Here is a 9,934-nt window from a genome sequence, read left to right as displayed (position 1 = left end):
CTCCCCTCGTCGAGCCTCGACCCGGGGCCGCTACGGCGGGAGGTGGTCCCACTCCCAGACCATGCAGTACAGCAGCGACAGCGCCGCGACCGTCCCGCTCGCGACGAGGAGATACCAGCCCCAGGGGGCGATCAGAAGCAGAGGCAGGCTCACGAGGAGGCCGAGCACGCCGACGGCCATGCCGACGACGCCGAGACACTCTTTCGGGCTGGGGACGTCGACCATGGCTCCGATCGTGGCGGATCGATGAAAAGTATAGGTTCGCTACGGAGCGCACCGCCGTTCAGCGTCTGCGAACTGTACCCTACTCGGCGTGGTACGTCACGGTGACGGTCGCCTCGACGGTCACCGGGCCGGGGCGGAGCTCGGTGCTCGCGTCGGCGGACTCCAGCGCCCGGCCGGCGAAGACGGGCGCCGAGCCCACTTCGACCTGGTCGACGCCGGTGACGGTCAGCCCCGCCGCGTCGGCGGCAGCGTCGGCGTCGGCCCGCGCGTCCGCGACCGCGTTCCCGACCGCCTCGGCGCGCAGATCCGCGCGGGTGTCGGCTGAGAGCGTCAGCGACCCACCGCTGAAGCGGTGGGCTTATCGGTGGACTCCCGTTCGAACTCTAAACTGGAGTGGACGTTGGATACGTCGCTCACGTTCAACGTCCCCGACTTCAGGGCAAGCTGACCGTTGCCCAACCCAGAGGGGCGTTTGCCCTCCGGTAAAGCTATCAATCTGAGACCGACGTTCTTCGCCGCGTTGTAGTCGCCGTCAACCTCGTACCCACACTCGTTGCATGCGAACCAGCCGTCCGAGTCACGGTTCGTGCTGGATTGATGGCCGCATTTCGAGCAGGTCTGCGAGGAGAAGGCCGGGTTGACCGACTCGACGCAAATCCCGTACTCGGCGGCCTTGTACGCGATTTGCTCTTGGAGTTCGCGGAACGCCCAGTTGTGCATCTGCCGTTTCAGGCGGTCGTCGTGGGCGTCCATCCGTTCCCGGATGTGGGTCAAGTCTTCAACGGCAATGTACGAACAATTGTGCCGTAGGGCTTCCTCCACGATTCCGCGAGAAATGTTGTGCAGGCGGTTCAGGACGAAGCGGTTTTCACGCCCCGACAGTCGCTCTAACGCCTGCCGAGCGGAGCGTGTGCCTTTGTCCTGAAGGCTTCGCCGTACGCGGAAGTAGTGGTTCTGCCCCCACAGCAGTTCCCCGCCATCAAAGAACCGTCCTGTGCTGGTCACGGCGACGTTCTTCAAGTTCAGATCCACGCCGAGCACGCGATCACCATCACGCTCTTCGACTTCCTTCTGGACGACGACGTGGAGGTAGAAGGCGTCCTCGTCGGGCCGGTAATGGAGTGTCCCCATTCGTTTCTCGTAGTCGTCGTCTTCCAGGTACGACCGCTGGTACTCCCCGAGCACGAAATCAGCTTCAACGCGCCCGGTGACGGTCGAGAGCGTGGCGTACTCGTCCTTTATCGTCAACGTCCGTTTGTCGTAGACTGCGGAAGGTTCATCGAACGATGGGAGTGGACGACTGTTGCCGTTCTCCCACTCGGCGACCGTGCTCTTCATCGCTTCGACTGCTTTCGAGTACGCCCGGACCACGAGGTTCGCGGGCAGGTCGGTCTCGTCCCGTAGGTCGTGGTACACCTTATCGTGGATCGTGGACTTGTTGAGTATCAGGTCGCCGTTCTCGTCTCGACCGTGGTCGACGGTGTAGTCGGCGGCCGTGTTGAACTGCTGGATGGTCTGATGGAGGTCGTCGCGCCGTTCATTGGGCACCTCGAGTTTGACGGGGACGGTTCGTTTGACCTCCATCGTATCCTCACATTTATACTGCTATTTTATATATTCTGTGGCAGCGTCGGGAAGTCAGCTCTGCCATCGTCGGTGGAGTGCTACACTGGGCGCACGCGCTTCCTCCCACCCCTAAAGGGGTGGGCTTCCGCGCTGCTCCGCTGTGAGAACGCGAGGCAGTCGCTCACGGTGTCCGGCCGACAGACGCGTAGCCTCGGCTTACCCGGCCGTTGACGATGATCCCGGCCGATAATGGGCGTATAACGAAACCCGTGAGGAGTACTGGGGGAGACGTATGCCCCAGTGTCGAAACTGCGACGGCCACGTGACGAGCCGGTTCGCCCGCGTGTTCGGCGACAACGGCGACGAGGTGTACCGCTGCCCCGACTGCTCGGCCAACCCCGAACGCTACGACGGCGGGCCGGACGCCGACCGGAGCGCGATCGCCGGAGGGTGGCGATGAGCCGCCGGGGCCCGTGAGCCCCGACAGCCGCGAGCGCTTCGCCCAACTCGACGGCGAGGCGTTCGCCCGACTCGTGGCGCGGACGTGGCGGGCGTACGGCCGGGCGATCGAGTCAGATCTGCCCGACGGTGTCGGCGACCCGTCGGCACCGATCGACGGCGGGCGAGTGCTGACGGCACGGGCGGCCGACCGGCGGATCGTCCTCACGCATCCCGGGGGGGAGCAGCTCGCCGCGACAGCGCTGCTGGCGGTGCTCGCCGAGGTGGAGTCACCGGAGGAACTGCGTGTCGTCTCCGCGGCGGGGTTCGAGCCCGGCGCGCTGAGCGTCGGCGACGCCTACGGGGTCGATCTCGTCGGTCCGGGGGCGCTCGCGCGGCTCCGGGATCACCAGCCCGACCGGGCGGCGCCGTGATCAGCCGCGGAGCGAGCCGTACAGCTTCGTGAGCGTCGTCATCGTCCGGCTCCCTTCTTCCAGCGCGTAGTACGGCACCAGCTCCGGCGCGAACTTGGCTTTGAACCGGGCGATCCGGGGGTTGTTCGCGCCGGCGAGGTCGTAGCTCTCCACCCCGCGCTCCTTCGCCTCGGTGATGTAGTTCCAGTCCAACAGGTCGTTGACGGGCAGGTCGACCGACGGTTTCGCGCCGCCGATCCAGCAGATCCCCCGCCCGCCGAACTCCACGTTCACGAACCCGCCCGTGAACGAGCCGTCGATCCGGCAGACGTAGGGGCGGATAACCCCCTCGGGTAGCGACTCGTACAGGTCCCGCACCAGGTCGCTCCCGAGTTCGAACGACTCGCCCTGTTCGGCGTGGCGTTCGCGTACCTGCTCGACGATCCGATCGAGGTCGTCGGCGTCGCCCTCCCCGATCTCGTAGCCGACGTCGTACTCGTCGGTGACGTTCTTCCGGGCGTCGGTGCTGAACGCCGACAGCAGCTCGTCGGGCTCGCGGTCGATGTCCACGACGTACGTGTACCGCAGCGTGGCGTCGTACTCCTGCCAGAGGAACGGCCGCACGTCGTCGTACCCCGGCGTGGTCCTGATCGAGGTGTAGGCGGGGTCGTGTTCGGCCTCGAGCCACTCCAGACAGGCGTCGACGAACCGGCGGTTGCGCTTCTCCGCCCGCCGGCGCTTCAGCGGCTGCCGGTCGAGCATCCGGGGGCCGAGATAGGGGAGCTTCACGTTCGGCGGCGGCGACACCGCCACGGTCACGGGCCCCTTCCGGGTCGTGAACACCGGGAACACGCCCACCGGCTCCTCGCCCTTGTAGCCGACGAGGCGGTGGCACGTCGCGCCGGTGTGACGCTCCAGCACGGAAAGCGCGGCGGCGTGGTGGAACCCCGTCGCTCGGGGGGTGTCGGTCAGTAGCTCGTTCCATCGCTCCGCGTCGTCGGTGGTGGTGACCTCAATACTCATCGTCGTCGATGTAGCCGAGCTGTGAGAGCCGGCGGGTGACTGCGTCTTCGTCGTCGGTGCTGTTCGGGGCGGTGTCGAACGGCGGGTAGGCGTCCGTGGGCTCCGCTTCCACCGGCGGGAGCGTCTCGCCGTCCATCCGGGTCGAGGGGGAGACGCCGAGCGAGGAGAGCACCGTCGGCGCCACGTCGAACAGGTGGGCCCCGTCCAGCCCCGCCGCAGTGTCGACGCCCTCGCCGGCGAGCGCGACGATCCCGGTCGGTTTGTGGTTCCACTCCGCGGGCGGGTCGCCGAACGGCTCGCCGCGCAGCGACGCCGAGAGCAGTCGGTCGAACCCGGCGGGGACGGTGACGATGTCGACAGCCTCGTCGACGTACGGCCCCTCGAAGTACTCCTCGGCGGGGGCGACGTCCGCGAACACGGGGTCGCCCTCGGGCGTTCGCGCGGCCTCGAGCGCGGTGATCAGGTCGTCCCGAACGGAGGGGTACTCCGCGGGCGCGACGACGCCGTCGGGGTCCCGGCCCGCCTTGTTGATCCGGACGCCGAGCTCGGTCCGCGAGCGCATGTACGCCGCGGAGTCGGGGAAATCGACGCGTTCGGTCCCGGCTCGGACCGTGTCCGTGGAGACGTGCCGGAGCACGAACTCCTTCAGCCCCAGTCGCTCGAGCACGCTGCCGAGGCGCTGGCTGCTGAGGCCGAGGCTGGACGCCAGCGCGACCAGCCGTTCGCTCGCCGACGGCGTCGCCGTCTCGCTGTCTTTGATCGCGGTCCAGGAGGGCATCCCGCCCTCGCCGGTCGTCGTCCGGAGGTACTCCTGCTCGGCGAGGTACTCGTTGACTCGGAACTCGGCGCCGTCGTACGGGCCGATCCCGTGGTCGCTGGCGACGATCACGCGGTCGGGGTCGCAGGCGTCGAGCGTCTCGGCGATCTGCTCGTCGACGGCCTCGAACACCGCGCGGACGGCCTCGTCGTCCTCCGGGCGCTCGTGGAACACGGTGTCGGTCTGCTGGAACTGGAGGAAGCCGAACTCGGGGTCGTGCTCGTCGGCGAGGAGGCGGAACGCCTCTCCCCGGCTCCGGGTCAGCCGTTCGTACCACTCGATCTGCTCGTCGCCGTCGATTCCCTCGGGGGCGTACACGCGGTACTCGCCCAGCTCCTCCCGGAGCCGGTCGAACAGCCCCTCGGGGTGGCAAGTGGGCTCCTCCGGGCTCACGTACCCCGGGACGAGCGCGCCGTCGAACGATCGTGGTGGGCCGGTGACGGGGACGTTCACGACGACGCTCGTGCGCCCGTGGCGGTCCAGCAGCTCCCAGAGCGCGTGCTCCCGGACGTGGCTGCGGTTCACCAGCCCCCAGTCGTAGCCGTCGAACGCGAGGAAGTCGAACGCGCCGTGTTTGCCGGGGTTAACACCGGTGTACAGCGACGGCCACGCGCTCGGTGTCCACGGTGGGATCTGCGATTCGAGGGGGCCGACGACCCCGCGGTCGAACAGCGACGACAGCGTGGGGAGCCGGTCGGCGTCGAACAGCGGATCGAGGACCTCCCGGCAGACCCCGTCGAGCCCGACCAGGAGCGTCCGCATTCCGCCCGGATCTCGGTCTGTCACGGAGGCGTGTACCCATCCCCCGGAAATTGTTATGGAGAGGGTGACGGGTCGTCGCCGGGGCGCCGTGGACGTACGACGCCCTTACCAAGACCGTACCGTCGTTCGTCGCGGTCGTACGCCGTTCCTACCGGTCGGACCGTCCCGTCGCCCAGTTCGGCGCGCTCGTTGGGACGATCCTACCGGTCGTTGCCGCGCGCCGCTCGAACGGTAAGGGTCGCATACCGGTTTCGGTCGAGAGCGTGTCGGGATCGGGTCGTGATCTGGTTGACAGTCGGTCGTCATCAGTCCACAAGTAGGGGTGTTTTACCGCTGCTTGGCCCCCACATCGTCAGAATCTACTTTCCGGTAATGCTGTTCTACCCGTCCATGGCACACGGCCATGGCGAGGACGATCCGGAACAGGACGGGACTACCAACGGCGTCGACGAGGGGGCGGCGCCGACCGACGGCCACGGTCGGCGGTCGGTGATGAAGGCGCTGGGAGCGACCGTCGCGCTGGGGAGCGTCGGCGTGCTCTCCGGCACCGCGTCTGCGGCGCCCGTGGACCTCTCGGGCGGCGACGTGACGATCCCTGCCGGCGAGTACGAGTGGGACGGCTCCGGGCTCGAGAACAGCAGCGGCGAAGCGATCGTGGGCGGGGGGAGCGCCGGCGACGTGGTGCTCAACCTCGAGTCCGGGACGATGGACGGCTCGATCGGCGGGCGCCTCGAGAACGTCGTCGTCCGGGGATCGAACCCCGAGGCGAAATCCGGGATCAACGTCGTCCCCGGCGCGACCGTCGACGGGTTCGTCTGGCCCGAGGGCGGGCAGCAGAGCGAGGACCGCGCGCTGTACACGCCCGACGGCGGGAACGATCGGCTGACGATCCGCAACTCCGCGTGGGCGTGGTGTGTCAACAACGGCGCCTACGTCGACAAGCCGCCGGTGACGATGGAGAACTGCGCGGCGGTGAACAACAACATCGCCAACATCCGCGTCGGGCACCGCGACGGAACCGACCAGAGCGAGACGACCTACATCCGCAACAGCCTGGTCGCGGTCACCGACGATATCCTGAACGACGACACGAACAGCCCCAACTCGCGGGGGATCAGGCTCCGCAGCCCCGCGAACCTGGTCATCGAGAACTGCTGGTTCATCTACCTCGACGTGAGCGGCACCGCCGACCTGATCGAGCTCCACGACGAGGCCGCCGGCTCGACGGTGGAGATCCGGAACTGTTCGTTCTACAACGACTCCAGTGGCGACCTGGTCCGGGACAAGTCCGGCGGGTCGATGGACGTGACCATCGAGAACTGTACGGTCGCCGGCTCCGGCAGCCGGACCATCGAGCCCGACTACGACGGCTCGGGCGTCACCGAGGAGACGGGGGTATCGTTCCCGCTGCCCTCGGCGGTCACGGGCTACGCCGCGGCCGACGAGATCGCCGGCGTCGGCGAGGGGATCGGCCCGTGGGACGGCTCCGCGACCCCGCCCGCCGACGACGAGGAGGAACTGGCGCACACGCTCGTGCTCCACGCGACCGAGGAGAACGACGGCACGGTCGAGGCCACGTTCACGGTCGACGGCCCCGTCGAGTACGCCCCCGAGGCCGAACCCGACACCGACGAGATCAGCGAGAACGGCGACGGGACGACCACCGTGACGAGCGTGCTCTCGCCCGACGAGCTCGACTCGTTCCGGTTCGACAACAGCGTCGTCGACTACGGCGTCCCCGAGGACGCGACCGTGGACGTGTCGCTCGACGGGACGACCACGACGTTCGCCGAGCTGGTCGGCGAGGGGAGCGACGACGGGTCGGACGACAGTGACGACGGGTCGGAAGACAGCGACGATCAGTCGGACGACAGCGACGCGGGCAGCGAGCAGGTGGTCGAAGTGATCGCCCGACAGTCCGGTGACCTGAACTACGAGTTCACCGTCGACGGCACCGCTGAGCTGCACGAAACCTCCGCACAGGTCACAGCGGGCCACGGCGACACCGTCACCGAGAACGGCGACGGCACGGTGACCGTCTCCGGCTTCACCGGCAACGACGGCTACGGCGACGCCTACCTCGTGCAGGGGACCATCCTGTCGTTCTCGGCCTCGCCCGCCGACTACGCGTTCGACGTGCTGGTCGACGGCGAGGCGGTCGACCCGTCCAGCTTCGGCGAGGACGACGCTGCCGACGACCCAGACGACGGGAGCAGTGACGACGGCAGTGACACCGACAACGGCGACGACGGCAACGATTCGGACGACAGTGACGACAGCAGCGGTTCGGACGACAGCAACGATTCGGACGACAGCGACGACTCGAACGGTAGCGACGACAGCAACGATTCGGACGACAGCGACGACTCGAACGATAGCGACGACAGCAACGATTCGGACGACAGCGACGACCCGGCCGCGGGTCGTCCGAACCTCATCACCGTCGACGGCGACGGGGATGACGTGACGACGTACACGTTCACGGTGTCGGGCTCGGTCGTCCGCGACGAGGCAGCCAGCCAGCCGACCGAGGACGGCACCGGCTGGGACCGCGTCGAGGACATCGCCCAGGACGGCAAAGTCATCGGGCTGGTCGGCAGCGGCCTCGACGCCTACCGGTTCGCCGGCAGCGTGACCTCCATCACCGTCGACGGCGACGCGACGGTCGAAATCCAACGGGACGTCCAATGAAGGGTGAGTACGCGGCCGACTGGCGGGACGCCCCCGACGACCCCGACCCCGCTGACCTCGGCTACGAGGCGGTCGAACTCGACATGATCGGCACCACCACCGACGGCTCCCACCGCGTGCTGGTGCTGCCGACCGACGAGGAGATGCTGGCCGACGACGCGTTCCTGATCGCCGACGAGGGGTCGATCAGGGATCTGCCGGCGATGATCTAGTCCCGATCGGCAAGCTGCCCGATCGGATCGTCCTCCGAGAGCAGGCCGGTCGCCATCAGCCGGCGGACGATGGCGACCAGCCCGTTGTCGAACCCGCGGCCGAAGACGGCCTGCTCCTGTTCGTGGCCCGACTCGCCGTTCCGGGTGAACGAGCTCACGAGGATCGCCTGCCGGTCGACGAGCAGCAGCCGACTGATCTCGGTGGTGTCGCCGGGCACCGACGACTGTTGGAGCCACTCCAGCCCGGAGACGAACACCTCCACGTTCGAAAGCGCCGTCTCGATCGTCGCCCGGAGCGACTCGGAGGCGGCGCCGACGATCACCGTCACGCCCCGGTCCTTCGCGTCCTGCAACGCCGCCGCGAGTCGGTCAGTGAAGGTGTCCTCGTGGCCGATCACTAGCACGACCTCCTCGGACGCGCCCTCGATCAGCTGCTGGGTCCGGCTGGTGATCCCCTGCTCGCCGCTCAGCGACCACACCTCGTGAGTCACCTCCTCGCCGGTCACCCCATCGGGAGGTTCGAGCCCTCTGAGCGCGCTCCGGAGCGACGACACACGGTCGGCGTACTCGGTCCGGAGCGTGTTGACGGCCTCGTCGACGGAGACCGCCCGGAACACCTGCGGGCTACTGTGCTGGGTCTCGACTAACCCCTTCGACTCCAGCACCCGGACCGCGTCGTACACCCGCGTACGCGGCACCTCGGACATCTCGCTGATGTCCTTCGCCGTGCCGTTCTCCCGGCGTGCGAGCGCGACGAACGATCTGGCTTCGTACTCCTTGAGCCCCAGTTCCTGCAGCAGTTCGATCGCATCCTGTCGGTTCGTTCTGTCGTTCATGGTCCAACCTCCCCCGCTTACTCGGTGGTTGGTCCCGTGGCGGGTTCAGTCCGTCGCCGCCTCGAGACCATTGTCACTCTACCGGTAACAACACCACCCGTATAACTCCCTGTCATATGGGGATAGATGCTCCGGAGTGGAAGGTGTCACTCGTTTAATCACAGCAAACGTTTCGGTGTGCTGGCAGGACGTGGCCAGACGTGTCATCACTGGACGCTCGTCCGCTCCACCGATCGGGACGACACATAGACTGAGGGACACGATCCACTGTTCGGCGACTCCTCCCGGAGCCACGCGACGGGACCGTGATCCGGAGGACCGGCACCACCAACGGGCTGGTGATCGGCGTCGAGGTACTGTTCACGTGGCAGTTCGAAAGTGACAGATGAGATGGTAGTCACTCACATCCTCACGACAAACATTTATTTCCGTGGGATGTAGTGGCACGCCGTGCATGATGTACTGCGGTCTCCTATCACAAGGTTCCAGTCTCTCGAGCCAAATATTCAATCATGAGTAAGGACAGCGAGGAACCGTCCCCGGACTCCTCCCCGTCGCTTGACGACCGGCGGACGGTCGAATACCAGTGGTCGGGCGAAACCACGCCGAGCATCGCCGTCGTCGAAGCCGTCGCCGCCGCCACCGACCGGGACCCGCGAAAGATGCCCCCCATCCAGCGCGCCGTCGATACGGACGCGCTCGACGCCCTGCTCACGGCGGGGAAGGGCAGCTCCCTCCGAGTCAGTTTCGAGTACCTCGACGCGACGGTGACGGTCCATCCGGACGGCACGATCGACGTGGCTATCTGACCGGCCCGATCCTGGTGAAAGCCGGCGCCGTGAGCCAACGCTGACCGGAGAAGACGAGTTGGGCCGTCGCGGCCGTGCCGGCCGGGGGGAGCAGCCGTCGGCCGCGGGCCCGTGGATCCGGAATGCAGGTGGGGTGAGGGGG

Annotated in this window: 11 protein-coding genes; 5 read left to right on the top strand and 6 right to left on the bottom strand. The window is 67.5% G+C overall.

Features of this window, described 5'->3' with window-relative positions; translation table 11 throughout:
* Positions 1 to 30 precede the first annotated feature (30 nt).
* The 3 genes from B9G49_RS00050 to B9G49_RS16020 form a co-directional block, all read right to left on the bottom strand.
* The gene (locus B9G49_RS00050) at positions 31 to 225 is read right to left on the bottom strand and encodes a hypothetical protein (RefSeq protein ID WP_086214895.1); all 195 of its coding nucleotides are present in this window, start codon (positions 223 to 225) and stop codon (positions 31 to 33) included.
* A gap of 79 nt (positions 226 to 304) precedes the next feature.
* Positions 305 to 529 (bottom strand): SIMPL domain-containing protein, encoded by a 225-nt coding sequence (locus tag B9G49_RS00045; protein ID WP_233125142.1) that lies wholly within the window; start codon positions 527 to 529, stop codon positions 305 to 307.
* Positions 530 to 555: 26 nt separating this feature from the next.
* Entirely contained in the window at positions 556 to 1,809 is a 1,254-nt protein-coding gene (locus B9G49_RS16020; RefSeq protein ID WP_143414650.1) for an RNA-guided endonuclease TnpB family protein, read from the bottom strand.
* Between the two features lie 274 nt (positions 1,810 to 2,083).
* On the opposite strand from B9G49_RS16020, the gene B9G49_RS16420 reads away from it, so the two are divergent.
* Entirely contained in the window at positions 2,084 to 2,251 is a 168-nt protein-coding gene (locus B9G49_RS16420; RefSeq protein WP_158081116.1) for a hypothetical protein, read from the top strand.
* A gap of 13 nt (positions 2,252 to 2,264) precedes the next feature.
* On the top strand, positions 2,265 to 2,663 hold the full coding sequence (locus B9G49_RS00035; RefSeq protein WP_086214893.1) for a hypothetical protein: 399 nt from the start codon (positions 2,265 to 2,267) through the stop codon (positions 2,661 to 2,663).
* Here the strand turns inward: B9G49_RS00035 and B9G49_RS00030 are convergent, their stop codons facing one another.
* Complete coding sequence (locus tag B9G49_RS00030) at positions 2,664 to 3,665, bottom strand: GNAT family N-acetyltransferase (RefSeq protein ID WP_086214892.1); 1,002 nt, start codon at positions 3,663 to 3,665, stop codon at positions 2,664 to 2,666.
* Positions 3,655 to 5,244 carry an alkaline phosphatase family protein gene (locus B9G49_RS00025; RefSeq protein WP_086214891.1) on the bottom strand — a complete coding sequence of 530 codons (1,590 nt, stop codon included), beginning with the start codon at positions 5,242 to 5,244 and terminating at the stop codon, positions 3,655 to 3,657. The genes B9G49_RS00030 and B9G49_RS00025 overlap by 11 nt, the downstream gene beginning before the upstream one ends.
* 390 nt (positions 5,245 to 5,634) lie before the next feature.
* Here B9G49_RS00025 and B9G49_RS00020 point away from each other — a divergent pair, with 390 nt between their 5' ends.
* Together B9G49_RS00020 and B9G49_RS00015 are read left to right on the top strand one after the other, a co-directional pair.
* A complete protein-coding gene (locus B9G49_RS00020; protein ID WP_086214890.1) occupies positions 5,635 to 7,935 on the top strand; it encodes a right-handed parallel beta-helix repeat-containing protein in 2,301 nt (766 codons plus the stop codon).
* Positions 7,932 to 8,147, top strand: coding sequence for a hypothetical protein (locus B9G49_RS00015; protein ID WP_079232323.1), 216 nt, complete (start codon positions 7,932 to 7,934; stop codon positions 8,145 to 8,147). Before B9G49_RS00020 ends, B9G49_RS00015 begins: the two co-directional genes overlap by 4 nt.
* On the opposite strand, the gene B9G49_RS00010 is transcribed toward B9G49_RS00015, so the two are convergent.
* Complete coding sequence (locus B9G49_RS00010) at positions 8,144 to 8,983, bottom strand: TrmB family transcriptional regulator (RefSeq protein ID WP_198943771.1); 840 nt, start codon at positions 8,981 to 8,983, stop codon at positions 8,144 to 8,146. The genes B9G49_RS00015 and B9G49_RS00010 overlap by 4 nt on opposite strands.
* Before the next feature lie 512 nt (positions 8,984 to 9,495).
* On the opposite strand from B9G49_RS00010, the gene B9G49_RS00005 reads away from it, so the two are divergent.
* Positions 9,496 to 9,792 (top strand): HalOD1 output domain-containing protein, encoded by a 297-nt coding sequence (locus B9G49_RS00005; RefSeq protein WP_158093581.1) that lies wholly within the window; start codon positions 9,496 to 9,498, stop codon positions 9,790 to 9,792.
* Positions 9,793 to 9,934 lie beyond the last annotated feature (142 nt).

Source organism: Halorubrum sp. SD683 (assembly GCF_002135045.1).
GTDB classification, from domain to species: Archaea; Halobacteriota; Halobacteria; order Halobacteriales; family Haloferacaceae; genus Halorubrum; species Halorubrum ezzemoulense.
The sequence above is the reverse complement of the archived record's forward strand: the minus strand, read 5'-3'. Positions and strand labels throughout refer to the sequence as shown.

Excerpts from the sequence above, each read along its gene's own strand:
- B9G49_RS16420 (WP_158081116.1), top strand. The coding sequence starts at position 2,084 with ATGCCCCAGTGTCGAAACTGCGACGGCCACGTGACGAGCCGGTTCGCC.
- B9G49_RS00025 (WP_086214891.1), bottom strand. The coding sequence starts at position 5,244 with ATGCGGACGCTCCTGGTCGGGCTCGACGGGGTCTGCCGGGAGGTCCTC.
- B9G49_RS16020 (WP_143414650.1), bottom strand. The coding sequence starts at position 1,809 with ATGGAGGTCAAACGAACCGTCCCCGTCAAACTCGAGGTGCCCAATGAA.
- B9G49_RS00030 (WP_086214892.1), bottom strand. The coding sequence starts at position 3,665 with ATGAGTATTGAGGTCACCACCACCGACGACGCGGAGCGATGGAACGAG.
- B9G49_RS00015 (WP_079232323.1), top strand. The coding sequence starts at position 7,932 with ATGAAGGGTGAGTACGCGGCCGACTGGCGGGACGCCCCCGACGACCCC.
- B9G49_RS00050 (WP_086214895.1), bottom strand. The coding sequence starts at position 225 with ATGGTCGACGTCCCCAGCCCGAAAGAGTGTCTCGGCGTCGTCGGCATG.
- B9G49_RS00005 (WP_158093581.1), top strand. The coding sequence starts at position 9,496 with ATGAGTAAGGACAGCGAGGAACCGTCCCCGGACTCCTCCCCGTCGCTT.
- B9G49_RS00010 (WP_198943771.1), bottom strand. The coding sequence starts at position 8,983 with ATGAACGACAGAACGAACCGACAGGATGCGATCGAACTGCTGCAGGAA.
- B9G49_RS00020 (WP_086214890.1), top strand. The coding sequence starts at position 5,635 with ATGGCACACGGCCATGGCGAGGACGATCCGGAACAGGACGGGACTACC.